The sequence below is a fragment of the Xanthobacter flavus genome, from assembly GCF_017875275.1.
Lineage (GTDB): Bacteria > Pseudomonadota > Alphaproteobacteria > Rhizobiales > Xanthobacteraceae > Xanthobacter > Xanthobacter flavus_A.
This window is the reverse complement of sequence record NZ_JAGGML010000001.1, coordinates 1,590,296-1,616,571: the sequence shown is the minus strand read 5'-3', so window position 1 is coordinate 1,616,571 and position 26,276 is coordinate 1,590,296. Positions and strand designations below refer to the sequence as shown.

Below are 26,276 nucleotides of genomic sequence, written 5' to 3'. Positions count from 1 at the left end.
CCTCGTTCGCCCCCGAACGAAAGATGAGGCTGAGATAGGGAGGGCAGGGGCCGAACGGAAGGGGCTCTGGTCAAGCCCGCGGCGCCTGAGCGCCACCCATCAACCTCCCGCCGGGCATATCGGGGCGGTGACGATGGTGCGCAGGCCGGGGGCGTTCTCCTCGTCGGCGAGCACGCCGTCGAGGCCCTGCACCATGGCCTTGATCATGAGCGTGCCGAAGCCCTGGCGCTCGCCCACCTTGCCGCTGCCGTGGTCGGCGACGATGAGGCGGAAGCGGTCGCGGTGCTGCTCCAGCGCCACGCTGAGCGGGCCGGGGGCGCCGCCATAGGCATATTTGGCGGTGTTGAGCACCAGCTCGGTGAGGATCAGACCCAGCCGCACCGCCCGGTCGGCCGCCATCAGCACCGGCGCCACATCGAGCCTGATGTGGGCTTCCCACTCCTTGCCGAGGGCGCTCGTGACCTCGTTGGTGAGGTCGATGAGATAGCGCGAGAGGTCCACCGCCTCCACCTGCTCGCCGGCATAGAGCTGACGATGCACGAGGCCCACCGCCGCCACCCGGCGCTCCGCCTCCGCCAGGGCCGAGGCCGCCTCGCTCTCGCCGAGGCGCCGCGATTGCAGGCGCAGGAAGGAGGACACCAGCTGCAGGCTGTTCTGCACGCGGTGGTTCACCTCGCGCATCAGGAAGTCCTTGTGCTGCAGCAACTGCTCGTTCTCCACCACGGTGGCGGAGAGCCGGCGGTTGAGGTCGCGCACGCGCCGGTTCTGGCGCGCCTGCAGCACGGCGTGGCCGAGGCGGTTGATGGTCTCCACCTCCGCCATCGACCAGGCGCGCGCCTTGCCACGCACGGTCTCGCTCCATGCCTCGAAGGAGGCACGCGGGGTGAGCTGGGCATTGGGATCGGCCGGGTCGTCGCGATGCGGATTGCCGGCCCAGTTGACCACCTCCACCTGCTCGGCGCGCAGCCACAGCAGCACCAGCGGCGCGTCGCCGGGGATGTTCACCGCCGCGACGCCGCTGGCCAGCGGCGCGACCTCGGCGGCGGCGGGCAGCAGGGCGGGCAGGGTGTGGGTGCTGAAGGCGCGCCTTTGCGCCCGCGCCTCCACCCAGCGGGCGATGCGCCGGAGCGCCGTCTCGTCCGGGCAGCGGCCGCAGGTGCGCACGCGGTCGGCCTCGACCACGGCGAAGCCGTCGGCGCCCAGCGCCCGGCGCAGGTCGTCGCCGTGGCGGGTGAGCACCTCCTCCACCGGGGCGTCGGCGGAGAGATAGTCGGCGAGCGAATCCTCGGCACCGTGCAGCCGGATGCGGTCGCGATACTGCATCGCCTCCTCGCGGGTGCGGATCTGGCGGGCGAGGTTGGCGGCGAGCGACTGGCAGGCCATGCGCAGTTCGTAGGGCAGGCGGCGGGGCGTGCGGTGATGGCAGGCGACGAGGCCCCACAGCAACCCGTCCTTGACGATGGACACGGAGGCCGAGGCCCCCACCCCCATGTTGCGCAGATACTGGATGTGGATGGGCGAGACGGAACGCAGCATCACATCCGACAGATCGAGCTGGGCGAGCCCGGCCTCGGCGGGACGCAGCGGGGCGGGCGTGTAGGACACGTCGGGGATCACCCGCACGCGGTTGCGCACATAGAGCGCGCGGGCCTGGCGGGGGATGTCGCTGCCGGGGAAATGGTGGTTCAGGAAGGAGCCCATCTCCTTCGCCTTCGCCTCGCCGAGCACCGTCCCCGCCTCGTCGTCGAGGAACTGGTAGATCATCACCCGGTCGAAGCCGGTGATGCGGCGGAAGACGGCGGCCGCCTCGGCGCAGAGATTGCGCAGGTCCGCCGCGCGCTCGAAGCTCACGGCGGCGGCGTCGAGCCCGGCCAGCACCTCGGCCGCGCCGAGCCGCACCTCGGGGGCCGGCTCCAGCTCCACGAGGATGCCCTGCGCGGCGCGATGCAGCAGCACCTCGAACGTCTCGGCGCGCCCGGCGAGGAGGCCGAGGCGGGTGACGACAGTCTGCGGGGCCTGCTGCACGGCCGCCTGGAGCGGCGCGGCCATGTCCGGCCCGAGCAATGTGTCGAGGGTGGCGCCGAGCCAGCCTTCGGCGAGGCGGCCCTCGATGTCGCCGGCTCCGCCCACCACGGTGCGCGTGCGCGGGTCCGCCACCAGCAGCAGGCCGTGCGGCTGGATGGAGCCCGGAATGTGGATCGGCTCGCTGTCGCACCCGCCGATATCCGGCGTGCCGCGGGGCGCGGTGCTGCTGACGGAAGCGTCTTTCATGGGGCAGTTCGCGCTCGTGATCGCTCAGCGCGGGAGGACCCGCGCTGAAGAAAGACGGGACCTGGCCGCGCCCCCCGGCGAAGCCCCCGATGCCTGTGTCCGCCGCCGCTGGCGATGGACACAGTTTGTTCTTTTCTTCATCGCATGGCTTTTGCTGCCAAGCCAAATGCCCAGCCCTTGACAAGCCCGAAAATCACGACGGCCACGTCTAAGCCCCACTGAAATACCGTTGGAAGCATCGATGCGGTATCATGGGAGGGTTTATACCCCCATCCGGCTGGTTCGGCGCGGGGGGCATGGGAATTGGCGCAGTTCCTGCTTAAATAGGGGCAGCCATGAAGATGCATGCTCTTACCCGCGAACTCATCGAGGCCGGCGGCATTGACGCGCTGGTCGCGCGCGACGCGCCGGATCTGGCCGTGCTCACGCAGGCCGAGCGCGCCGCCTCGCTCACGGCCACGCTGGCGGCGCGGCCGGAAGGACCGGTCTGGCTCTTCGCCTATGGGTCGCTGATCTGGAACCCCACGGTGCGGGTGGAGGCGTGCCGGGTCGGCCGCATCGACGGCTGGCATCGCGCCTTCTGCCTTGAGACGGTGGTGGGGCGGGGCTCCCGCGCCCATCCCGGCCTTACGCTCGCCCTTGATTCGGGCGGCGACTGCACCGGCGTCGCCTTCCGTCTGCCGGAGGAGGGGCTGGAGCACGAACTGTCGCTGCTGTGGCGGCGCGAGATGCTCTCCGGCGCCTATGTGCCGCGCTGGCTGGAGGTCACCGATCCGGATGGCGGGGAGATCGGCTGCGCCATCGCCTTCACCATGGACCGCGCCAACCCGCATTATGCCGGTGGGCTGAGCGAGGAAGAGGTGGTGGAGCGGCTCGCCACCGCGCGCGGCGCCATCGGCTCTGCGGCGGAGTATCTGTTCGCCACCTGCGAGGGGCTGGCCGGGCACGGCGTCAGCGATCCCGCGCTTGACGCGCTGGCCGCCGCCGTGCGCCGCCGCCGTGAGGCGCTTGAATCGCAGGGATGAGCCGTGACGCGCCGCGGGTCGGGTGGTGAGTCCGGAAGCGCTTAGGCGATGTCGTCGATATCCGCCTGCTCGGCGCGGGCAACGCCGGCAGCCGCCTGATTCGCCTCTGTCCTGAAGGCTGAGGGCGCGCGCCCGAAGGTGCGGCGGAACAGGCGGTTGAAGGTGGCGATGTCGTTGAAGCCGGCCTCGAAAGCGATGTCCGACACCTTTTTCCCAGCATTGGCGGGATCGAGCAGGGCCGCCCCCGCGTATTTCAGGCGGGCGGCGGTGATGTGCTCGCGGATCGTGGTGCCGTGCTTCTGGAACATCTTCTGGAGCGTGCGCACGTTCAGCTTGTAGCGCTGCGCGACCTGGGCGACCCCGTAATCCTGCTGGCGGCAGTTGGCGGCGATGTCAGCCAGAATGTCGCGGAACAGCGGGTCGCCATCGACCGCCCCTTTATCCTCACGCTCGCGCGCAACCGAGAGCAGCGCGAGGAGGCCCGCCTCGCAGGCCCGCGCCAGAGCCGGCGGCAGATCGCGCCCGACGATGGACTGTGCCTGCGTGATGAGCAGGTCGACCGATTCGTCCGGCGCGGTGGACAGGCTCCCGCCCGTCTCGCCCATGATCGGGCCCCGCTGCGGGGCGGCCACCAGAAACAGCGTGCCGCCGGGAAAGCGGATGTCCGCGCGGTTTCGGACGGTGGCGAGGAAGGAGGCGTTCGCCGGTATATCGCGGGGCGGCTCCTGATCGACGGCCAGTGTTGCGGATTCGCTGGCTTGCCCGGCCACAATGAGTGGCAGCTCCAGCGCGGCGACACGCAGGGCGCCCAATTGTGGCGCTGTCGCACAAATAACGGCCACATTCGGCAACAGCGTCTGCCGCAAACTTAGTCCGTCCTGAGCGGATTTGACCTTGGGCGCCACCGCGGTGCCACCTTGCAACCGCGCGTGATGAAGCTCTGAATTTGATGCAGCGCAATCGTGAATACTTAAATATTGCGTCTGCGAAATCTTTAGATAGCCCTCCATCGCTGGTTTCCGCCCCTTGCCCAACCGGCGCAACAACAGAGCAAACAGAGTCTAAATGCAACTCTAACTACCCAAATACCGGTCGATATCCTGTCTTGGCCTTGACCGTAGGGCGGTTGCCCGCAACCGCCCTGAGCATGAAAATAGATTAAGCACTTGAATCTAATTCGAATTTGTCGTCATGGCAAAAGTGCAACACCTCACGTGAATATGAAGCATTTCGTTTTTTGAGCAGTGATGAGTCGCGTCTTGCGGAGAGGTGATTGCAGACCATGGGTAAGTTCGCGTCAGTTCGAGGAGTGTGAAAATCGCTCCACAACCAATGGTCGCAGATTGTGGCGGCCCAAACAGGTTAATGCCGGCGGAGGGTGTCCTCCTGCCGCTGCATGTTGGGGGTGAAGATGGTCAATTCGGGCGGCACCATCCTGTCTGGCGCGCATGTTCGGTCCTCCGCGAAGGGAGGCTCCGTAACCCGCGGCCGGGCACGGGCACTTCTCCTCTCCTCGGCGCTGGCGACGGTGCTGGCGGGCGTGATCCAGCCGGGCACGGCGGATGCGGCGTGCTCCGGCGCGGGCTTTCCGAATGTGACGGTGGATTGCACCGGGACCGATAACAACGGCTTCTCGAGCAACAACATCTTCGGCAGCACGACGGTCAACGCCGGCGCGGGCGTCATCGTCCAGACTGCGCCGAGCGGAACCGCCCTGAACGTCGGCGCGCTCACATCGATCACCAGCAACAACACGGCCGCGACCTTCACCGGTGATGAGAACGGTATCGTCTACACGTCCGGCACCAGCATCACGCTGAACAACTTCTCCGGCTCGGCCACAGGCACCACCGGAAACGGCATCCAGCTCTTCGCCACCACCGGCAACATCACCGCCAACAACTTCACCGGCACGGCGACGGGCGGCGACAACGGCATCAGCGCCACCGCGGCGATCGGCAACATCACCATGACCGGTTTCGCCGGCACGGCGACCGGCACCGAGGCGAGCAGCAACGGCATCAACCTCACGTCCACCCTGGGCGACATCACCTTCACCTCCACCCCCGCCGCCTTCATCGGCGGCGGCACGAACGGCCTGAACTTCACCGCCCTCGGCACCATCAACACCACCACCAACGGCGGCTTCTTCAGCGGCACCTCGGGCTCCGGCGCCAACTTCCTCGGCCAGGAAGTGAACCTCACCGCCAACAACTCGTTCTTCATGGGCGGCACCAACGGCGTCGCCGCCACCGGCACCGACCTCGACCTGCGGTTCGTCGGCGGCACCGCGATGGGCACCTCGGGCGACGGCATCAACGCCACCGCCGTGGGCTTCTCCCTCGGCGGCACGCAGATTCCGGCGGTCTCGTCGGTTACCACCAACGGCACCTTCGTTCAGGGCGGCACCAACGGCATCAACGCCACCGCCACCTCGGTCGGCCTGAGCGGCATCGGCGTGGATGCCACCACCACCGTGACCGCGAACGGCGGCTCGGTGATCGGCGGCACGGGCGCCGGCATCTTCGCCTCCGCCATCACCGCCCCGGTCTCGGGCGGCCCGAACACCGCCACCACCACCGTGCAGGGCTCGGCCGACGTGACCGGCGGCTCCAACGGCATCTTCGCGCTGGCCGGCAGCCTGAATGGCAACGCCAACACCACCGTGAACGTCTCCGGCGACGTGGAAGGCACCAACGGCAACGGCGTCTTCGCCCTCGGCGCCAGCGTCGGCGACTTCACCGGCTTCGACCCGGCCGACCCCTCCACCTGGAATTCCGCGGTCGGCACCGGCAAGGCCACGGTCGACGTCACCACCAAGGACAATGTGACGGCCGGCAACGGCACGGGCATCCTCGCGGTGGGCATCGGCACCGGCAACGAGGTGTCGGTTGATGCCCGCGACAATGTCGACGCCACCGGCGGCTTCGGCGTTCTGGCCGGCTCGATCGGTACCGGCGGCACGGTGGACGTCGAGACGCGGAGTGTCTCCGGCACCGCGGGCGGCGTGCTCGGCTTCAACACCGACGGCAATGTCAACGTGACCACCAACGGCACCGTTGATGTGGCGTCGGGCGGCCTCGTCGGTGTCGGCGCCATCGCCAACAACGGCAATGCCACGGTCAATTTCTCCGGCGTGATCGATCCGCCGCTGATCGGCGTCGCCGCCGTCACCATCGGCAACGGCACCGCCACCACCAACACGGCCGGCAACATCGACGCCGACCTCATCGGCGTCCTCGGCCTGAACGTGGGCGACGGGCGGGTGGACGTGGACAACAGCGCCACGGTGGAATCCACCGTGGGCGCCACCCCGCTCATCGGCGTGGCCGGCATCAAGGTCGGCAACAACAACGCCGGCCTCGACGTGAATGTCGAGAACAAGGGCGTGGTCGAGGACTACCAGGTCGGCGTGCTCGGCCTCGCGGTGGGCAACGGCAACGACGTGAACGTCAGCAACCTCGCGGTGGTGCAGGCCGGCTTCCTCGGCGTCGGCGGCATCGTGGTGGGCGACGGCACCGGCAGCGAGACGGTGACGGTCAGCAACATCGGCGCCATCCAGACCGGCGGCATCGGCGTTCTGGGCGCGGCCATCGACCTCGACGGCTCGGGCGCCGGCACCAACGTGTCGGTGACCAACGGCGGCGCCATCTCCGGCGGCTTCCTCGGTGTCGCGGGCGTGGCGATCGGCCCGGGCACCGGCACGACAGTGAACGTGCAGAACTCCGGCGCGATCCTGAACAATTCCGGCATCGGCGTGGCGGGCCTCGCCTTCGGCGACGCTCATACCGTGACGGTCAACAACCAGGGTTCGGTGAACGCCGACATCGGCGGCGTGATCGGCGTCATCGGCGGCGCTAACGGCACCCTGAACGTCACCAATTCCGGCGCCATCAGCACCCAGGGTGCCGCGGTGGCCGGCCTCGTCGCGGGCGACGAAGGCCAGGTGAAGGTCACCAACACCGGTGCCATCACCGGCGGCCTTCTGGGCGTCGGCGGCATCGTGATCGGCGACAACACCACCGGCATCGCCACCACCGTGGACGTGAAGAACTCCGCCGCCATCACCAATGACGGCATCGGCGTGCTGGGCGGCGGCATCGGCACCAATCAGGTGGTGAAGGTCTCCACCTCCGGCGCCATCAACTCCGGCCTCCTCGGCGTGGGCGGCTTCTCCATCGGCGCCAACGGCAACGTGGACGTCACCACCACCGCGGCCGTCACCTCCGGCGGCGCGGGCGTGGTCGGCGCCGGCCTCGGCGACGGCTCGGTGGTCACGGTCACCACCGGCGAGCAGGTGGACGGCACCTTCCTCGGCGTCGGCGGCCTCATCGGCGGCGCGGGCTCGCAGCTCACCATCGTCACCGAGGACAAGGTGACCTCCTCCGACGGCTTCGGCGTCGCGGCCCTCGGCCTCGGCACCGGCCAGACCATCAACGTCACCACCCAGCAGGAAGTCTCCGGCGACCTGCTCGGCGTCGGCGCGCTGAACCTCGGCGGCGGCGGCACCACGGTGAACGTCGAGACCCAGGCCAAGGTCACCTCGGCCTCCGGCTTCGGCGTGCTGGGCGGCTCCATCGGCACCGGCGCCAACACGGTGAACGTCACCACCCAGAAGCAGGTCTCCGGCGACCTGCTCGGCGTGGGCGGCATCATCGGCGGCACGGGTGGCACCCTCACCGTCGAGACCAAGGACACCGTGGACAGCGCCAACGGCTTCGGCGTGGCGGCCCTGGGCCTCGGCTCCAACACCATTAACGTCACCACCGACAAGGCAGTGACCGGCCGCTACCTCGGCGTCGGCGCCCTCGCGCTGGGCGACCAGAACACCGTCACCGTCCTGACCAAGGACACGGTGACCTCGTCCGACGGCTTCGGCGTGCTGGGCGGCGCCATCGGCGCCGGCCCGAACACCGTCTCGGTGACCACCGAGAAGGCGGTCGCGGGTGATCTCCTCGGCGTCGGCGGCATTGTCGGCGGCACGGGCGGCAGCCTCACCGTCCTCACCAAGGACACGGTGGACAGCGCCAACGGCTTCGGCGTCGCGGCCCTCGGCCTCGGCTCCAACACCATCGACGTGACCACAGAGAAGGCGGTCACCGGCCGCTACCTCGGCGTCGGCGCGCTGGCGCTCGGCGACACCAACACCGTCACCGTCCTCACCAAGGACACCGTGACCTCGGCGGACGGCTTCGGCGTGTTCGGCGGCGCCATCGGCGCCGGCCCCAACACCGTCGCGGTGACCACCGAGAAGGACGTCTCCGGCCGCCTGCTCGGCGTCGGCGGCATCCTCGGCGCCACCGGCGGCTCGCTGGACATCAACACCAAGGCGGCGGTCACCTCGGCGGACGGCTTCGGCGTCGCCGGCCTCGCCTTCGGCAACACCAACACCGTGAAGGTCCTCACCGAAGGCACCGTGAGCGGTGACCTCCTCGGCGTCGGCGCCCTCTCCATCGGCGACGGTGGCACGGTGGACGTGAACACCAAGGCGGCGGTCACCTCGGCCAACGGCATCGGTGTCCTCGGTGGCAACATCGGCGCGGGCCAGCAGGTGACCGTGGTCACCGACGGCACGGTCAACGCCGCCGTCGCCGGCGTCATCGGCTTCAACACCGGCGGCAACGCCGACGTGACGGTGAACCAGAAGGTCTCCATTGCGCCCGGCGGCTTCATCGGCGCGGCCGCCATCGCCGGCGGCACCGGCAACGCCACCCTGACCATCAACGGCGTGATCGATCCGCCGGCGGTGGGCGGCGGCGCGCTGACCATCGGCTCGGGCACCGCCACGGTGAACGTCAACGCCGAGGTCCAGGCGACCACCATCGGCATCGTCGGCGCCAACATCGGCAACGGCGCCATCGACGTGAACGTCAACGCCGGCGGCACCATCAAGTCCGACGGCATCGGCATCCTCACCTTCAAGCTCGGCGACGGCCCCACCACCATCGACGTGAACGCGGCGGTGGGCGGCCTGAACCAGGCGGCGACCGGCGGCGACGGCATCCTCGCCATCGCCTTCGGCGAGACGCCGATCACCATCAACACCACCGCCCTCGGCACCATCAACGCCGGCGACGACGGCATCTCGGTGGCCCATCTGGGCGGCGGCAACATCGCCATCACCACCAACGGCACCATCACCGCCGGCGACGAGGGCATCCAGGTGCTCGCGGCGGCGCTGACCGCCGGGAACGTGACGGTGACCAACAACGCGGCCATCACCGCCACCGACAACGGCATCTTCATCCTGAAGGCCGGCGACGGCACGGTGCAGGTGAACGCCAACGCCAACATCACGTCCACCACCGCCAACGGCATCGAGGCCAACGCCATCTTCGGCGCCGGCGACGTGAACGTGGCTCAGGCGGGTCTCACCACCATCACCGCCCAGGACTTCGGCGTCATCGCCTCCAAGACCCTGGGGACGGGCAACGTGACGGTCACCACCGGCACGCTGTCGGCCATCAACGCCACTGCGGGCGGCATCTTCGCCGGCCGGTTCGGCGGCACGGGCGACGTGGTGGTCACGACCGGCATCACCAGCGGCATCACCACCTCCGGCAACGGCATCGACGCCCAGTCGATCGGCGCCACCGGCAACTTGACCGTCACCACCGGCCTCGCCAGCGGCGTCACGGCGGGCGGCGACGGCATCGTGGCCAACAAGTTCGCCGGCTCCGGCGACATCTTCCTCACCACCGGCTCCTCGAGCACGGTGGCCGCGGGCGACGACGGCCTCACCGCCACCAACTTCGCCTTCGGCGCCGGCAACGACATCTTCGTCACCACCGGCCTCAACTCCTCGGTCGTCGCCAACGACAAGGGCATCCGGGCCGGCGGCTGGGACAACGTCACCATCACCACCTCCGACCTCAGCCTGATCCGCGGCGACGCCGACCAGACCGGCGTCGGCAACGCCATCCGCATCTTCGAGGCCGACTTCGCCACGGTGAACATCGGCACCAACAATGCGGTGATCGGCTCCGGCAAGAGCTGGGGCGAGGCGGTGATCTCGGTCAACAGCGATGACGGCACCATCATCAACGTGGGCGCCGGCACGCTGGTCAGCTCCTGGAGCTACCTGGGCGGCGTCAACCTGCCCGGCCTGATCATCGCGGCGAGCGACATCGTCATCGATACCGACGGCGGCGCCACCACCATCACCAACGCGGGCACCATTGTCGGTCGGGTCGGCCTCACCGACAACGACGACACCTTCAACAACCTGTCGTCCAACACCTGGGTGACGGTCGGCAACAACTACTTCGGCGGCGGCACCGACACGGTGAACAACGCCGGCCGCGTCGTGACCGCGCTGCAGGGCGCGGTGGCCGAGAACACCAACTTCTTCAGCCTCGAGACCTTCAACAACGGCGATCCGCTCTTCCTGCAGAGCGGCCTGCTGACCATGATCGACGAGGTGCCCGGCCAGATCGCCTTCAACGGCGCCCGCGACGTGACCTACGTGAGCGGCACCTGGAATGGCGTCGGCAACAGCCGGGTCGGCCTCGACAGCTTCCTCGGCGCGGCCGGCTCCACTTCGGACCAGCTCGCGGTGGGCGGGCTCGACGTGAACGGCCTGGAAATCGCCGGCCTCGTCACCACCGGCGCGACCGGCCTCGTCATCAACGACGTCAACCCCGGCCCCGGCGCCTTCAACCTCGCCGGCATCCGCGTGGTGGACGTGCAGAGCGTGGCGGGCACCACCGACCCGAACAGCTTCTACATCGATCCGACCTCCACCAACTACGCGCCGAAGTTCGGCGGCGTGATCGACAAGGGCTTCTTCTTCTACGACCTCACGGTCATCGGGAACGACCAGTACCTGATCGGCCTGCCGGACCAGGAAGCCTTTGAACTGCCCAAGCTCGTCACCGGCGCCCAGGCCATCTGGCACGAGACCACCGGCGTGTGGCTTGATCGCCAGGCCGACCTGCGCACCTACCTGCAGGGCACGCCCACGCAGCTGGTCACCAAGGAAGGCGTGAAGGCGGTTCCCGGCGCTCCCGCCTCCGTCACCCCCGGCATCTGGGGCAAGGTGATCGGCAGCTGAGGCTCGCGTGATGCCTCCAACACCTTCGCGGGCGGCGGCGGCATCTACGGCTTCGACACCGGCTACAGCCAGAACATCTACGGCTTCATGGCCGGCGCCGACTTCGGCAAGGAGAACGTCTTCGCCTCCAACGACGCGATGGTGTTCGGTGTCCTCGGCGGCTTCGTCGGGTCCAACCTGAACTTCAGCAACTCGCCCACCTCGGCGGATTACTCCGGCGGGACGGTCGGTGCCTATGCCACCTACATCACCGGCAACTGGTACTTCGACGCCCTGGTGAAGGCCGACTTCCTCTCCATGGACTACAACGCGCCGACGCTCGCGGGCATCGGCTACTTCGGCCAGTCCACGGACGCCCGGAACGTCGGCTTCGCCCTCGACACCGGCTACCGCTTCTACACCTGGGGCAACGGCGGGTTCCTGGACGGCCTCGCCACCCTGTCCTACGTCAACACCAACATCTCCGACCTCAACATCGCCGGCGCCACCTTCGTGGACTTCGGCAACAACGACAGCCTGCGGGGCAGCCTCGGCGCCCGCATCGGTGGCCAGGTCTACGACGCGGCTACCTACCGGGTGCAGGCGAGCCTGACCGGCCGGCTCTGGTACGAGTTCCTCGGCGACAACGCGGTCACCCTCTTCAATCCGGGCGTGCCCTTCAGCACCGTCGACAATTTCGACGGCCTGTTCGGAGAAGTGGGTGTCGGCTTCAACGTCTTCGCCAAGGACTCGGGCTGGAACAGCTTCGTGAATGCCGATGTGAAGTTCGGCGACAACTACACGGCTGGCAGCGCCAAGGGCGGTCTGCGCTACCAGTGGTGATCTGCGCCTGATCCTCGATCAGTCCCGCGGGCGGCGTGCCTCACGGTGCGCCGCCCGTTTCTTCTGCGGGGGACAATGCCGCAGGAACGCTTGAACAACGCTTGGCTTTCGTGCCCCGCCGCCCCATCCTTCCCGTCCGGCGGGCCTTTCCGCCCGGCAAGCGTGGCGCGCGGACCGGGCCCACCGGCCGCGCATCCGCACGATCGGCATTCAGGTTCCCCTTCTTTCTGGTCCCGATTCCTTCTGTCCCCGGGTCTTCGTCCACGGAGGCGTCTCGTGAATCTTCCCCGTCCGTCCCGCACCGGCGCGTTCCGCACCGGCCCCTTTCTCGCCCTCGCAGCGCTGCTTGCCGCCACCCCCTTCGCCGTCCTGTTCTCCGAGGACACGGGCGCGGTGACCGTGGCGCAGACCCAGCAGGCGCCGGCGCAGACCCGTTCCGCCCAGAACCAGCCGCCGGCCGCCGCGCCCGCCGGCCCGGTGAAGACCGAGACCCAGTCGTTCGACAATTGGGTGCTCACCTGCCAGGAACTGCCCCCGGCGGCCGGCGCCAGGACCGGCAAGAAGACCTGCTTCGCCGTGCTGCGCATCACCGACAACCAGTCCAAGCGCGTCGTGGTGGTGTGGAAAATCGGCAAGGACGGCAAGGACGTTCCCACCATCGCCATCACCACGCCCACCGGCGTGATCGTGCGCGACGGCGTGGATCTGGTGCTCGGCCAGAACACCCGCAAGCTCGCGTACCAGTGGTGCAACGGCACCGAGTGCGAGGCGAGCATCGCCTATGACGCGGCGCTCTCCAAGGAGCTGTCCGCCGCCAAGGAGGCCACCATCTCCTTCCGCCTGCAGGACGGCCGGCAGGTGAATGTGAAGGTGGGCGTCACCGGCGTCGACAAGGTGCTCGCCGGGCTCGCCAAGAGCTGAGTCGGGGCGCGCGGGGCAGCGGGCGAGAGCCGAGATACCAGCGCTGAACTCCGCCCTGTCGCTTCCCTCTCGCGCCCTCACCACCGTCATCCCCCGGCTGGTCCGGGGGATCCATTCCGCCGCTCGTCCGCTTCCTCAGGCCCGGTACCCCTCTGGCGGACGGGTGGATCGCCCGCACGAGGCGGGCGATGACGGCGTTATCGAGCGTCAGGCGCGGCCATAGGCGGGCGATGACGGCGCATGCGGGCGTTTGCCGGATTCCGTGACACGGAGAAACTCGCTACGCTCGCGCCCGAGTTGAGATCCGCGCCCCGGAGGCCCTGTTGCGTCGCCGCATCCTGATCGCCGCGTTCGTCCTGATCGCGGCGCTTGTCGCCATCCGGGCCGCCGTCGTCGCCAGCCGTCTGCCCGAGGCGCTCACCGCGGCGCAGTTCGAGCGGATGCGGCCGGAGCCCAACCGCCAGCGCGCTTTCCTGCACCGCATGCCGAAGGGCGGCGACCTGCACACCCACCTCTCCGGCGCGGTCTATGCCGAGCGGCTGATCGCCTGGGCCATCAAGGATGGCCTGTGCCTCGATCCCGCCGCCATGAACATCCTGTCCCCGCCCGCCGACGCGAGCGCGGAGAAGCCCTGCGGCGCCGATCCAAAGATCGTCCCCATCGCCGACGCGGTGGCCGGCTGGCGCGGCCAGACCACCTTCGACCTGCTGGTGGATGCGCTCTCCATGCGCTGGTTCGTGCCCACCCCTCAGGTGCCCTCCGGGCACGACCAGTTCTTCGCCTCCTTCTCCAAGTTCAATCCCGCCGCCGGCGGTCCGGACTGGACACGCACTATGGAGCGCACCGCCGAGATGACGGTGGACCAGCTGCGCCAGTACCGCGCCGAGAACGTGCAATATGCCGAGCTGATGGTGACGCTGATCGAGGGCGACGACCGCCGCCGCCTCGGCCAGGCCATCGGCGCGGAGCGCGATCCCAAGGCCATGCTGGCGGCGCTAGAGGCGGCCGGAATGGCGGACGTGGTGCGCCGCCGGGTGGAGGACATCAGGGCCCTCGTGGCCCGTGTGGAGGCGCTGCGCGGCTGCGCGGCGGACGCTTCCCGCCCTGGCTGCGGCGTGGATTTCCGCTACATCGCCCAGGTGAACCGCAACGGCGCGCCGGCCGAGGTGTTCGCCCAGACGGCGCTGTCGGCGGCGCTGGTGCGGGCGTTGCCGGACATCGTCGCCGGCTTCAACTATGTCGGGCCGGAGGACTACCGCACGGCGCGGCAGGATTATCGCACCCACATGCAGTGGATCGGCTTCCTCGCCGGCAAGGACGTGCCGGTGGCGCTCCATGCGGGCGAATTGTGGATCGGCCTCGTGCCGCCGCCGGACCTCGACTTCCACATCCGCGATGCAGTGGAGACGGCAGGCGCGCGGCGCATCGGCCACGGCACCGCCATCGGCTTCGAGCGCGACATGGACGGGCTGCTGGCGGATCTGAAGGCGCGCGGCGTCGCCATCGAGATCGCGCTCACCTCCTCGGACGTGATCCTCGGCGTGCGCGCCCGCCGCCATCCCATCCGCACCTATCTCTCCGCCGGCGTGCCGGTGACGCTCGCCACCGACGACGCGGGCGTCTCGCGCATCGACCTCACCAACGAATATCTGCGCGCCGCCCAGGACCACGGCCTCGGCTATCGCCGGCTGAAGGGATTCGCGCAGACCGCCATCGACAAGGCCTTCCTGCCGGCGCCGGAAAAGGCGCGTCAGCAGGCCCGCCTCGCAGCCGCCTTCGCCGCCTTCGAGCAGGAGGTGGCCGATGCGCTGCCCCTCAAGGCGCGCCTCGCCGCCTTCTTCCGCGCGCTGGTGGGCGTGGGAGGGCGTTGAAGGCGGGGCCTCAGGCGGGCTCGCGTGTCTCCGCCGGCCTGCGGGGCGACGGCGCCATCGCATATTCCTCCCGGTCCTGCGGCGGCCCCCACATGTCCGCAACCGTCGTGCCGGTGTCGCGCGGGGGACGGCGCAGGAAGCCGAGGATCTCGTGCGGCCACACACGCCGGCCGATCTTCGCGTACCAGCGCATGGCGTGCCGCAGGCGCGCGTCGCGCTCCAGATAGGTGCGCCGGAGCGCCTTCGGGCGTAGCTGCAGCACCGCCTCGGCAAATTTGACCCAGGCGAGTGTCCTCCACGCCGGCATGTGGCGGGTGGCGAGCACCTGGTGCTTGTAGTCCCAGCGCCGGCGATCGCTCTCGATCACCCGACGGCCGGCGGCGAGCTGGTAGTAGGGCGTCCAGCGATGCGGCGTGACGTACAGCATCTGGATCTGGTCGGGATCGTGGGCGAGGAGGCGCCTGAGGCCGCGCCAGTGGTCGCGGTCGGTCTCCTCCTCGAAGCCCACCACCCAGGTCGCCATGGAGAGGATGGAATTGCGGCGCAGGAGGCGGATCGCCTCCCGGTCCGTGTCGATGCCGCCGCCCTTTTGGATCAACGCGAGGGTGGCCGCATCCGTATTCTCCAGCCCGAGCAGGAAGCGCACCCAGCCGGCCTTGCGGTAGAGGTGCAGGATGTCCGCGTCGCGCACGATGTCGTCGGCGCGGGTGGAGCCGACGAGGACGAGGTCCACGTCCTCGGCGATCAGCGCCTCCAGGAAGGCGCGCCAGGCCTTCTTGGACGAGGTGGGGTTCTCGTCGGCGAAATTGATGACCTTCACGCCCTGCTCGCGGTGCAGCCGCGCCAGTTCCTTGGCGAACAACACGGGATCGCGGTGACGCCAACGGCTCCAGAAGCCGCGCTGCCCGCAATAGGTGCAGGGATGCGGGCAGCCGCGCGAGAACTGCATCACCACCGCGCGCAGGCCGCCCCAGTAGGAATAATGGGCGTGATCGATCAGCTCCCAGCCGACGCGGTAGGCATCGAGGTTCTGGATCATCGGCGCGGACGGGGTGGCGCGCGGGCCGGTGGCGTCGCGAAAGGCGATGCCAGGGATGTCGGCGAGCGGCGCGCCGGCGTGAAGCGCGGCCATGAGACGGCGTGCCGTCTCCTCGCCCTCGCCCCGGACAATGGCCGTCACATGGGGCTCGGCGGCGAGGATGTCGCGCCAGTGATAGGTGGGGAACACCCCGCCATAGACGATGAAGGCGCCGGGCAGCGCCTGCGCGATGCCCTCCGCCACCGCCGCGATCACCAGATGGCCGGACGTCGAGCCGGAATGGCCGAACAGCACCGCATCCGGCTGGAAGTCCGTCGCCGCCGCGACGAGATCGGCCACCGTCATCGGCTTCAGTTCGCCGTCCACGAGGCGCACTTCGTGGCCGTCATCGATGAGCGGGCCACCGATGGCGAGGAGGCCCAGCGGTGGCAGGTGATCGTCGGGGATGCGGCTGCCGATGGAGGGATGCGGCACGTTGATGAGCAGGATGCGCACGCGACCTCGCTTCCTCCGCTCCGGAATGGTCGAAATGCATGTGGCCGAGGCCTGCGTTCGGATGGGTCACTGCTTACCCCGTCGCCGGCAGATGTGCCATCCTCCGAGCAACGGGGAGGGGTTGATGGCCGAGGGTCACGAGCGGGTGGAGGGCCCGGCGCCCATGCAGGGGGGCGGGTTCTACAATGACCATGCCCAGCATCAGGCGAAGGGCGGCGCCCACGGGCTGCCGCTGATCGCGCGGGCGTTCGAGGGCATGGACTTCGACGGGATGGCGCTGCGCGGCCCCGTCACGCTCGCCGACTATGGCAGCGCCACCGGGCGCAACTCGCTCGCGCCCCTGGGGCTGGCGCTCGCCGAGGTGCGGCGGCGGCTGGGGCCGGACGTGCCGGTGAGCGTCGTCCACACCGACCAGCCGGGCAATGACTTCACCGCCCTGTTCCAGCTGCTGCGGGACGATCCGGACAGCTATCTCAGGCGCGACGCGCGAACCTTCGCCTCGGCGGTGGGGCGCACCTTCCATGAACAGGTGCTGCCCGATGGCTGCGTGGATTTCGGCTGGTGCTCGTTTGCCGCCCACTGGATGAGCCATGCGCCGGTGATGCCAACTGGCCATGTGTGGCCCCGGCAGACGGTGCCGGAGGTGCGCGCCGCCTTCGCCGCGCAGGCGGCGGCCGACTGGCGGGCCTTCCTCGCCGCCCGCGCGCGGGAGCTGAAGCCCGGCGGCGCCCTTGTCGTCGTTCAGCCGAGCCTGCCGGACGCGGAGCCCACCACCTTCCCGGTGCTGATGCCGTGGGTGGAGGCGGAGCTGGACGCGATGGCGCTTGGAGGCGTGCTCACGCCGGAAGAGCGCGGGCGCATGACCATCCTCGTCTTCGAGCGCACCGCCGCCGAGGCGCGGCTGCCCTTCGCCGATGGCGCCTTCGCCGGGCTGACCCTCGTTGCCGAAGAGGCGCGGGAGATGCCGGACCCGTTCTGGCCGGCCTATGCGGTGGATGGCGACGCGGCCGCGCTGGCGGACCAGCATCTCGGCTTCTTCCGCGCGCCCTTCCTGCCCTCGCTGCTGGCGGCGCTCGACCCCGGCCGCGACGCCGCCTTCCGCGACGCCTTCACCAACCGGCTGATGGACGGGCTGGGCAAGCGCATGCGCGCGGCGCCGCAGCCGCTCCTGTCGCCCATGGTGATTCTGACTGGGCTCTACCGGAAGGCGGGGTAGGGGCGGCCCTACGCGCGGAACCGCTTCGCCAGCGCCTCGGCGTTGCGGGCGAGGAGGCCGGTGTCGGAGCCGACCGCGGTGAAAACGCCGCCGGCGGCGATGTAGCGGCGGGCGAGAGCCTCGCTGGGGGTGAGGATGCCGGCGCGGTTGCCGGCGGTCACGATGCGGCCGATCAGCCCCTCGATAAGAGTGACGATGTGCTCGTTGTTCTGGTCGCCCAGATAGCCGATGGCGGCCGAGAGATCGCCGGGGCCGATGAACACGCCATCCACGCCGGGCACCGCGCAGATGGCCTCCAGATTGTCCATGCCGAGGCGGGATTCGATCTGCACCAGAACGCAGATCTCCTCATGGGCGCGCTGGTGATAGTTGCTGATCCGGCCGAAGCGCGAGGCGCGGGAGGCGCTCGCGAAGCCGCGGATGCCGGCGGGCGGATAGCGCGTCGCCGCCACCGCGTCGGCGGCCTGCTCCGGCGTGTCCACCATGGGCAGGAGCAGGGTCTGCACCCCCGCGTCCAGCAGCCGCTTGATGGCGACGGGATCGTTCACCGGCGGGCGCACGATGGGCATGACGGAGGGGTGCTCCATGCAGGCCTGGAGCTGGCTGAGCACCATCGGTACCTCGTTGGCCGAATGCTCGGTGTCCAGCAGCAGCCAGTCGAAGCCGGCGCCGGCGAGGATCTCCACCGACACATGGCTGGCGAGGCTGCTCCACAGGCCGATCTGCTGCTGGCCGGCATAGATGGCGTGCTTGAAGGCGTTGCGAGGCAGTTCCACGGGGTGTTCCTTGCTCAGTAGATGGCCGGTTCGCCGGGGGCGGCACCGAAGGAGGTTTCCAGGAAGTCGAAGTCGCAGCCGAGATGCGCCTGGCTGATGTGCTTGGAATACATCCAGCCATAGCCGCGCTCATAGCGCGGCACGGGCGCGGGCAAAGCGGCGCGGCGGCGCTCCAGCTCCTCGGCCGGCACCTCCATGTCGATGCGCCGGTTGGGGACGTCGACGGTGACGAGATCGCCGGTCCGCAGCAGGGCCAGAGGCCCGCCCACATGGCTCTCCGGCGAGACGTGGAGGATGCACGCGCCGTAGCTGGTGCCGCTCATGCGCGCGTCGGAGATGCGGAGCATGTCGCGCACGCCCGCCTTCACCAGCGCCTTCGGGATCGGCAGCATGCCCCATTCGGGCATGCCGGGGCCGCCCAGGGGGCCGGCATTGCGCAGCACCAGCACATGGCCCGGCGTCACGTCGAGGTTTTCGTCGTCGGTGGCGGCCTTGAGGCTGGGATAATCGTCGAACACCAGCGCCGGGCCGGTGTGGACCCGCAGATGGGGCGCGCAGGCGCTGGGCTTGATGACGCAGCCCTCGGGCGCGAGGTTGCCGCGCAGCACGGCGAGCGCGCCTTCGTCGTAGATGGCCTTGTCGAGGGGGCGGATCACGTCGTCATTGTGCACCTTCGCCCCCGCGATGGCCTCGCCCACCGTGCGGCCGGAGACGGTGAGGGCATCGAGGTGGAGGAAGTCCGTGAGGCGCCCCATCAGCGCCGGCAGGCCGCCGGCGAAGTAGAAGTCCTCCATCAGGTAGGCGTCGCCGCTCGGCCGCACGTTGGCGAGCACCGGCACGCGGCGGCTGGCCGCGTCGAAATCATTGAGGGTGATGTCGGCGCCGGCGCGGCGGGCCTGGGCGATGAGATGGATGATGGCGTTGGTGGAGCAGCCCATGGCCATGGCGACGATGATGGCGTTCTCGAACGCCGCGCGGGTCTGGATGCGGGCCGGCGTCAGGTCCTCCCACACCATGTCCACGATGCGCCGGCCCGAGGCCGCGCACATGCGCATGTGGCCGGCATCCGCCGCCGGCACGGAGGAGGCGCCGGTGAGCGTCATGCCCAGCGCCTCGGCGATGGCGGTCATGGTGCTGGCCGTGCCCATGGTCATGCAATGGCCGTAGGACCGGGCGATGCCGCCCTCGATCTCGTTCCACTCCGCCTCGCCGATGTTGCCGGCGCGCCGTTCGTCCCAGAACTTCCAGGCGTCCGAGCCGGAGCCCAGCGTCTTGCCGTTCCAGTTGCCTCGCAGCATGGGGCCGGCCGGCACGTAGATGGCCGGCACGCCGGCGCTGGTGGCGCCCATGAGCAGGGCCGGAGTGCTCTTGTCGCAGCCGCCCATCAGCACCGCGCCGTCCACGGGATGGGCGCGGATCACCTCCTCCACCTCCATGGCCAGCATGTTGCGGTAGAGCATGGACGAGGGCTTCAGGAAGGTCTCGGACACCGAATGCACCGGCACTTCCAGCGGGAAGCCGCCGGCCTGCAGCACGCCGCGCTTGATGTCCTCCACCCGGTCCCTGAAATGGGCGTGGCAGGAGTTGAAATCCGACCAGGTGTTGAGGATGGCGATCACCGGCCGGCCCGCCCAGTCCTCCGGGGCGTAGCCCATCTGCCGCAGGCGGGAGCGGTGGCCGAAGCTGCGCAGGTCGTCGGCGGCGAACCAGCGCGCGCTGCGCAGAAGGTCCGGTGTCTTCAGGCGTGTCATGTCTCAGGAACCCGTCTCTCTGGGACCGTCGCGGGCACCGGGCGAGACCGCCCGGCGCGAAGGTGGGGGACTACTGGACCACGATGTTGCCGGCCTTCACCACCTCGCGCCAGCGCTGCTCCTCGGCAGCCTGGAAGGCGGCGAACTCGGCCGGTGTGTTGGCCACAACCTCGAAGCCGAGGTCGGTGAACTTGGCCTTGACGGCGGGATCGGACAGGCTCGCCTTGAAGGCCGCCACCACCTTGGCCTTCACCTCCGGCGGCAGGCCCTTGGGCGCGGCCGCGGCTTGCCAGGAATAGACATCGATGCCGTCCACGCCGCCCTCCTTGAGAGTCGGAATGTCGGGAAACTGCGGGCTGCGGGCGGCGGCGGTGACGCCAAGGGCCTTCAGCTTGCCGGCCTTGATCTGGTTCGCCACCGCTCCGAGGTTCTGGAACGAGACGTCCGCATGGCCGGCGATGAGGTCGCTGATGGCCGGTCCGCCGCCCTTGTAGGGCACGTGGATGCCGTTGGTCCCCGTCTTCTGCCAGAACAGAGCGGCGGTGAGGTGGTCGGAGGAGCCGACGCCGGAGGAGGCGAAGGTCACCTTGTCCGGATTCTTCTTCAGATACGCCACCAGCTCCTTCACCGAATTCGCCGGGAAATTGGGGTTGGCCACCAGCACGTTGGGGGTGCGCACCGCCACGGTGATGAGGTCGAAGTCGGATTTGGGTGAGTAGCTCAGCGCCGGATAGAGCGCCGGATTGATGGCGAACACACCGATGGAGCCGACCAGCAAAGTGTAGCCGTCGGCGGGCGCGGTCTTCACATGGGTGGCGCCGGTGCCGCCATTGGCGCCGGGGCGGTTGTCGATGACCACGGGCTGGCCGAGCGCGTCGCTCACCTTCTGCGAGGTGAGGCGCGCCGTGCTGTCGGAGGCGCCGCCGGGCGGGAAGGGCACCACCACGGTGACGGGCCGCTGCGGATAGGTCTCCGCCGCCGCCGGCCCGGCGAGGGTCAGCGCGGTGGCGGCGAGCGCGGCGAGAAGCGCGCCGCTGGAAAAGGAGCGGGACGGGCGTTGCAGGCGGGTCATGGGTCCTCCCGGGGCCGGTTGGCTGCGCGGTTGCGGTGCGCGGGCTTCACGGGCGCCATCCCTGCCGCCCGGAATTGGGGCAGGCGGATGCGCCGGCGGCGGTCGTTTCCTCGGCGGCCCCTGCCTGAGGCGGGGCCTTCTCGTTTATGGGTCCACTAAAACGCTAATGCATTAGTGGCGTCAAGCGCCCGATTTGCTATTCTTCCGCCATGGACACGACGACCATGGACCTGACGCGCAGCGCGCGGCCCTCCCGCGATCCCTCCCGCCATGCGGCGCCGCAGGTGTTCGACTATCTGCGCGAGCGGATCATCACGCTGGAGATGCCGCCGGGCACGCTGATCTCCCGCGCCGAGTTGCAGGACCTGTTCGGCTTCTCCTCGACGCCGGTGCGCGACGCGCTCCTGAAGTTGCAGGAGGAGCAGCTGGTGGAGATCTTCCCCCAGCACGCCACCGTGGTGAGCCCCATCGATCTGGAACTCGCCCGGCAGGCGCACTTTCTGCGCCGCTCCATCGAGCTGGAGGCGGTGCGCACGGTGGCCCTGGGTGAGGACCATGCGGCCATCGCCGCGCGCCTCGATGGGGTGATCGCCCTCCAGGACGAGCGGCTCGCGCGCGGCGACCTGCCCGGCTTCGATGCGGGCGACCGCGACTTCCACCGCGTGCTGTTCGATGCCACCGGCATCCACAGCCTGTGGCTGATGGTGCGCCGCTATTCCGGCCATATCGACCGCATCCGCCGCCTGCACCTGCCCATGCCGGGCAAGGCCGAGCGGGTGCTGCGCGAGCACCGGGCGGTGGCCGCCGCGGTGCGGGCGGGCGATGCCGCCGGGGCGCAGGAGGCGCTGCGCACCCATCTGTCCAACTCGCTCGCCTACGCGCCGGATCTCGTCGCGCTCTGGCCGGCCTATTTCCGCAGCTGAGCGCGGCGCGCCGTCACGGCTGGCCGCACAGGCCCGCCGCCAGGGCGACCGGCACGCCGTAGCCCGCATGGGCCAGCGCGGCCGCCTCGGCGATGGGCATCGGCCGGCCGAGCAGGAAGCCCTGCGCCTCGTTGCAGGAGGTGCGGGCCACCAGCGCCCACTGGTCCTCGGTCTCGATGCCCTCGGCGACGGTGGCGATGCCGAGCCGGCTGGTGAGCACGGTGATGGCCTCGACGATGGCGGCGCTGGCGGAGCCTTCGGTGGCGTCCTGGATGAACGAGCGGTCGATCTTGATCTTGTCGAGGGGCAGCTGGCGCAGCCGGCTGAGGCTGGAATAGCCGGTGCCGAAATCGTCGAGCGCGATCCGCACCCCCATCTCGCGCAGACGCTGCAGCACGGCGAGGCTCGCCTGCTCGCTCTCGAACAGGGCGCTCTCGGTGATCTCGCATTCGAGGCGGCCCGGCGGCAGGCCGGCGTCGCGCAGCGCCGCCTCCACCGTCGCGATCACGTCGCCGAAGGCGAGCTGCACCGGCGAGAGGTTCACCGCCACCTTCAGCCCGCCGGGCAAGGACGCGATGTCCGCCACGGCCCGCCGCATGGCGAAGGCGCCGATCTCGACGATGCTGCGCGTGTCCTCGGCGAGGGGCACGAAGGCCGACGGGTCGATGGGGCCCCGGCGTGGGTGGTTCCAGCGCAGCAGCGCCTCGAAGCCCGTGAGCGCGCCGGTGGCCACCGAGAAGATCGGCTGGTAGGCGAGGTGGAACTGGTTTTCCGCCAGCGCCTGCTTGATGTCCTGCTCCATCTCGAGCCGGGCGCGCAGGTGGGTGTCCATCTCCGGCTCGAACACGCATGCGGTGCCGCGGCCCCAGGCCTTGGCCCGGTAGAGGGCGAGGTCGGCCTGCTTGAGCAGGGTATCGGCGTCGGTCCAGGCCGCCTCGGCCACGGCGATGCCGACGCTGACGCTGACCGAGAGGGTGTGGCCGAGCGCCGAATAGGGCTCGCCGAGCAAGGAGATGATGCGCTCCGCCAGCGCGGTCGCCGCCTCCGGCTGGCGCGGGCCGACGCAGATGACGGCGAACTCGTCGCCGCTGAGGCGCGCCACCATGTCGGTGGCCGGCACGCAGCCGGTGAGCCGGCTGGCGACCATGCGCAGCAGCGCATCACCGACCGGATGGCCGAGGGTGTCGTTGACGTCCTTGAAGCGGTCGAGGTCGAGATAGAGCAGGGCCATGCCCTCGCCCCGTTCGGCGGCCTGGTAGAGCGCCTTGCCGATGCGCTCGCGGAACACCACCCGGTTGGGCAGGCCGGTGAGGTCGTCGTGATGGGCGAGGAAGCGGATGCGCCCCTCGCGCTCGATCAGCGCCACGTTCTGCCGCTGCGCCTCCGCCGCCGCCTCGTTGGCGCGCAAATTCGCCTCGGCCAGTTCCGCCTGCACCTTCTTGAGGGCCGTGATGTCCGTGCGCAGGGCCACCACGCCGCCGTCCGCCGTGCGGCGGTCCGTCATCAGCACCCATCGGCCGTCGGAGAGCCTGCGTTCCACCGGGGTGTGCTGGGGCCGATGCCCGCCGATGCGGCGGGCCAGCGCGTCGGCGCTCGCCGGTGCGGTATCGGAGCGTAGCGAGGACGCGAGGCTCGCCCGCATGATGTCCTCGAAGCGCGCGCCCACCAGCAGATAGGGCGCGGTGATGGTGAACAGCTCGCGGTAGCGCTGGTTGCAAGCCACCAGCCGATCCTCGGCGTCCCACAGGGCGAAGCCGTCGGACATGGCCTCCACCGCATTGGCGAGCACGGCGCTGGCGCGGTCGCGCTCGGCGTCCACCTTCTCGCGCTGGCGCAGCGCCAGGAACAGCGCGCCGGCGAAGGCCGTCACCAGAACCCCGCCCATGGCCGCCGCCGCCACCATGCGGTCGCGGTCCAGCCGCCAGGGGGCGAGCACTTCGGCGAGATCGATGACGAGCACCACGCGCAGGTCGCCGGTCAGGGAGGTGCGCACCGCCGCCAGTTCCGCCCCACCGCCGGCATTGGAGGTCACGAAGGCCTTGCCGTCGGGGGGGCGCGTCCCGAGCGCCCCCGGATGCCACTCGCCGATGGCCAGTTCATCATGGGGCAGCGAGGCCACCAGCTGGCCGGTCGGTCGTTCGATGCGGATGCGCGTTCCGGGCGCGAGGCCGGTTTCGGCCAGCACCTTCATGAGGGCCAGGATCGGCACGTCGGCCAAGGCGATCACACCGCCCCATCCGGGCACCGTCCGCGCGGCGTACAGGGACCAGTCCCCGCTCACCGGATTCTGGACCGGCCCCAGCAACGCGGCGGGCTGGAGCCCGGAGAGACTTGTGGCGATCGGCAGCGAGCGCAGCGCGCCGCGCGGCCGTGCGGACGCGATGATGTCGCCTTCGGGCGACACCAGCATCAGGTCGCGGAAGGCGGTGATCTGCAGGTTCAGGCCACGCAGCAGTTCGCTGGAGGCCGGCGAGGTTGGGGCGAGCCCGGCGGCGGCGAATAGCGGTCGCATGGTGGCGAGCGCGCTGTGGACCTGCAGCAGCTGGCGATTGAGCGCATTCTCGACCGCTTGCGCGGAGCGCTCCAGGTCGGCGTCCGCCGCGAGCTTCGTGGCCTCAAGCCCGCGATGGGCGAGCAACGCCGTCCCGACGCCGAGCAGCCCCAAGATGACGATGGTTCCGGCGATGACGGATAGCTTGAGGCGGTGCCAGATCATTCGAGGGCATCATTCGCCAGGCTTGAGGGCACTGCGGGGATGCCTGAGGGATCGCGGTCGGTCCGGTTGTCCCGGTAGGGCGCAATCACTCGGCTTTGGCGGTCGTGGCATGCAACTCAGCAAGATAGGCATTCCAGGCATTGGCGCAAGCCGCGCCACATCGCTCGATCCAACGCGGCAGGATGATGCCGGACAGCAGGTTCAGACGGCGGGCGGCGTCCGCCTCGGACTTCGGAGTCACCACCAGCCGCCGCGCCTGGGGGCGACCGCAGGCGATGGCGCCGGTGTTGCAGTCGAGACCGCGCATGGTGTCCGCGTCCGCCTGCTGCCAGATCCGCCCCTCCAGGCCCGCGAGCCCGGCGCGGATCTGCGTCCGCACGTCCTGTGGCAGCGCCTCCCAGGCGGTCACATTGGCCCCGAAGAACGACAGGCCCCAGCTGATCGCCATGCCGTGGACATGGGTGGTCACGTCGCCGAGGCCGATCTCGTACCCGCTGAGCGTGCCGGTGATGGCGCAGTCCACCACCCCCTGCCGCACCGCGTCCACCACATCCGCGAACGGCACCACCACGGGAATGGCGCCGAGCGCCTTCATCAGGTCGGACTGGGCCACCGAGGAGGTGCGGACGCGGCGCCCCGCCATGTCGTCGAGGCCCCGGAAGGCGGAGCGGCAGAACAGCACCTGCGCCGGATAGGCGTAGATGTCCAGCAGCTCGATGTCCCATTTGTCGCGCAGGAGGGTCACGAGGTGGGCGCGGAAGGCAGCCACCGTCTTCTTCAGCGTCGCCATGTCCGGATTGAGGATGGGCAGGTCTACGGCGTTGAGCTCGGGCTCCTCCGCCGAGACCACGGAAACGAGGCCGGTGCCGAACGGAACGACGCCGAGCTGCATGAGCCGGAGCATCTCCTGTCCGCGCAGGCCGCCGCCGTCGTTGGGAGTAATGGTCGCGATCACCCGCCCGTCCGTGCGCTCGGTGATCTCGTGCTCCCAGAACGGCTGCTCCAGGCGGGTGAACTGGGTGACGCCGGCGAGGCCGCCCACCACCTGCAGCCGGATGGGCTCCTTCTCTGCCGCGACGGAGGCAAAGGAGAAGGCGAGTGAAAAGATTGTTATCATTAGGGCGTGCATCTGCATCACACGCCGCAGAACCGCCCCAGCCCTGCCGCTTCGCCCCTTGAGCCCCATCCGCCCTCGTCCCGCCCGCATCTTCCGGCCTCGCCATCTGGCAGCCGCCCGGTCCGGGCCGCAACGCCCGGAAGGGATGTTTCCAGTGGAGAGTGAGCGCAGGACAGGGGTGGGCGCAAGCACAAGCTTTACGATAGTC

The 26,276-nt window shown here is 69.7% G+C and carries 15 protein-coding genes; 7 read left to right on the top strand and 8 right to left on the bottom strand.

Going from position 1 to position 26,276, the window contains the following annotated elements:
* Positions 1-99 precede the first annotated feature (99 nt).
* The gene (locus J2126_RS07845) at positions 100-2,271 is read right to left on the bottom strand and encodes a histidine kinase dimerization/phosphoacceptor domain -containing protein (protein WP_209485451.1); all 2,172 of its coding nucleotides are present in this window, start codon (positions 2,269-2,271) and stop codon (positions 100-102) included.
* Between the two features lie 335 nt (positions 2,272-2,606).
* Here J2126_RS07845 and J2126_RS07840 point away from each other — a divergent pair, with 335 nt between their 5' ends.
* Complete coding sequence (locus tag J2126_RS07840; protein WP_209485449.1) at positions 2,607-3,296, top strand: gamma-glutamylcyclotransferase; 690 nt, start codon at positions 2,607-2,609, stop codon at positions 3,294-3,296.
* A gap of 41 nt (positions 3,297-3,337) precedes the next feature.
* Here the strand turns inward: J2126_RS07840 and J2126_RS07835 are convergent, their stop codons facing one another.
* Positions 3,338-4,330 (bottom strand): helix-turn-helix transcriptional regulator, encoded by a 993-nt coding sequence (locus J2126_RS07835; protein WP_209485447.1) that lies wholly within the window; start codon positions 4,328-4,330, stop codon positions 3,338-3,340.
* A gap of 377 nt (positions 4,331-4,707) precedes the next feature.
* Here J2126_RS07835 and J2126_RS07830 point away from each other — a divergent pair, with 377 nt between their 5' ends.
* The 4 genes from J2126_RS07830 (at position 4,708) to J2126_RS07815 (ending at position 14,963) form a co-directional block, all read left to right on the top strand.
* Positions 4,708-11,349 carry an S-layer family protein gene (locus J2126_RS07830; protein ID WP_209485445.1) on the top strand — a complete coding sequence of 2,214 codons (6,642 nt, stop codon included), beginning with the start codon at positions 4,708-4,710 and terminating at the stop codon, positions 11,347-11,349.
* Between the two features lie 42 nt (positions 11,350-11,391).
* Positions 11,392-12,171 carry an autotransporter outer membrane beta-barrel domain-containing protein gene (locus J2126_RS07825; protein ID WP_348634394.1) on the top strand — a complete coding sequence of 260 codons (780 nt, stop codon included), beginning with the start codon at positions 11,392-11,394 and terminating at the stop codon, positions 12,169-12,171.
* Between the two features lie 276 nt (positions 12,172-12,447).
* Entirely contained in the window at positions 12,448-13,092 is a 645-nt protein-coding gene (locus J2126_RS07820) for an invasion associated locus B family protein (RefSeq protein ID WP_209485441.1), read from the top strand.
* Positions 13,093-13,415: 323 nt separating this feature from the next.
* Positions 13,416-14,963: an adenosine deaminase gene (locus J2126_RS07815; RefSeq protein WP_209485440.1), complete on the top strand. Its 1,548-nt coding sequence runs from the start codon at positions 13,416-13,418 to the stop codon at positions 14,961-14,963.
* Between the two features lie 10 nt (positions 14,964-14,973).
* Here J2126_RS07815 and bchE read toward each other — a convergent pair whose 3' ends face one another.
* On the bottom strand, positions 14,974-16,497 hold the full coding sequence (gene bchE, locus J2126_RS07810) for a magnesium-protoporphyrin IX monomethyl ester anaerobic oxidative cyclase (RefSeq protein WP_209485437.1): 1,524 nt from the start codon (positions 16,495-16,497) through the stop codon (positions 14,974-14,976).
* 124 nt (positions 16,498-16,621) lie between these two features.
* Here bchE and J2126_RS07805 point away from each other — a divergent pair, with 124 nt between their 5' ends.
* The gene (locus J2126_RS07805) at positions 16,622-17,713 is read left to right on the top strand and encodes a hypothetical protein (protein WP_209485435.1); all 1,092 of its coding nucleotides are present in this window, start codon (positions 16,622-16,624) and stop codon (positions 17,711-17,713) included.
* A gap of 8 nt (positions 17,714-17,721) precedes the next feature.
* Here J2126_RS07805 and J2126_RS07800 read toward each other — a convergent pair whose 3' ends face one another.
* From J2126_RS07800 to J2126_RS07790, 3 genes are all read right to left on the bottom strand, one after another.
* Positions 17,722-18,489, bottom strand: coding sequence for an HpcH/HpaI aldolase family protein (locus J2126_RS07800; RefSeq protein ID WP_209485433.1), 768 nt, complete (start codon positions 18,487-18,489; stop codon positions 17,722-17,724).
* A gap of 14 nt (positions 18,490-18,503) precedes the next feature.
* Positions 18,504-20,240: an L-arabinonate dehydratase gene (gene araD / locus J2126_RS07795; protein WP_209485431.1), complete on the bottom strand. Its 1,737-nt coding sequence runs from the start codon at positions 20,238-20,240 to the stop codon at positions 18,504-18,506.
* 70 nt (positions 20,241-20,310) lie between these two features.
* On the bottom strand, positions 20,311-21,312 hold the full coding sequence (locus J2126_RS07790; RefSeq protein ID WP_209485429.1) for a Bug family tripartite tricarboxylate transporter substrate binding protein: 1,002 nt from the start codon (positions 21,310-21,312) through the stop codon (positions 20,311-20,313).
* A gap of 224 nt (positions 21,313-21,536) precedes the next feature.
* On the opposite strand from J2126_RS07790, the gene J2126_RS07785 reads away from it, so the two are divergent.
* Entirely contained in the window at positions 21,537-22,235 is a 699-nt protein-coding gene (locus tag J2126_RS07785) for a GntR family transcriptional regulator (RefSeq protein ID WP_209485427.1), read from the top strand.
* Between the two features lie 13 nt (positions 22,236-22,248).
* Here the strand turns inward: J2126_RS07785 and J2126_RS07780 are convergent, their stop codons facing one another.
* On the bottom strand, positions 22,249-24,951 hold the full coding sequence (locus J2126_RS07780) for a bifunctional diguanylate cyclase/phosphodiesterase (RefSeq protein ID WP_209485425.1): 2,703 nt from the start codon (positions 24,949-24,951) through the stop codon (positions 22,249-22,251).
* Between the two features lie 85 nt (positions 24,952-25,036).
* Positions 25,037-26,068: a TRAP transporter substrate-binding protein gene (locus J2126_RS07775; protein WP_209485423.1), complete on the bottom strand. Its 1,032-nt coding sequence runs from the start codon at positions 26,066-26,068 to the stop codon at positions 25,037-25,039.
* Between the last annotated feature and the right edge of the window lie 208 nt (positions 26,069-26,276).

Bases quoted from the DNA above. Each gene is read 5' to 3' on its own strand.
- J2126_RS07845 (WP_209485451.1), bottom strand. From the start codon at position 2,271: ATGAAAGACGCTTCCGTCAGCAGCACCGCGCCCCGCGGCACGCCGGAT.
- J2126_RS07840 (WP_209485449.1), top strand. From the start codon at position 2,607: ATGAAGATGCATGCTCTTACCCGCGAACTCATCGAGGCCGGCGGCATT.
- J2126_RS07830 (WP_209485445.1), top strand. From the start codon at position 4,708: ATGGTCAATTCGGGCGGCACCATCCTGTCTGGCGCGCATGTTCGGTCC.
- J2126_RS07805 (WP_209485435.1), top strand. From the start codon at position 16,622: ATGGCCGAGGGTCACGAGCGGGTGGAGGGCCCGGCGCCCATGCAGGGG.
- araD (WP_209485431.1), bottom strand. From the start codon at position 20,240: ATGACACGCCTGAAGACACCGGACCTTCTGCGCAGCGCGCGCTGGTTC.
- J2126_RS07790 (WP_209485429.1), bottom strand. From the start codon at position 21,312: ATGACCCGCCTGCAACGCCCGTCCCGCTCCTTTTCCAGCGGCGCGCTT.
- J2126_RS07785 (WP_209485427.1), top strand. From the start codon at position 21,537: ATGGACCTGACGCGCAGCGCGCGGCCCTCCCGCGATCCCTCCCGCCAT.
- J2126_RS07780 (WP_209485425.1), bottom strand. From the start codon at position 24,951: ATGATCTGGCACCGCCTCAAGCTATCCGTCATCGCCGGAACCATCGTC.
- J2126_RS07775 (WP_209485423.1), bottom strand. From the start codon at position 26,068: ATGATAACAATCTTTTCACTCGCCTTCTCCTTTGCCTCCGTCGCGGCA.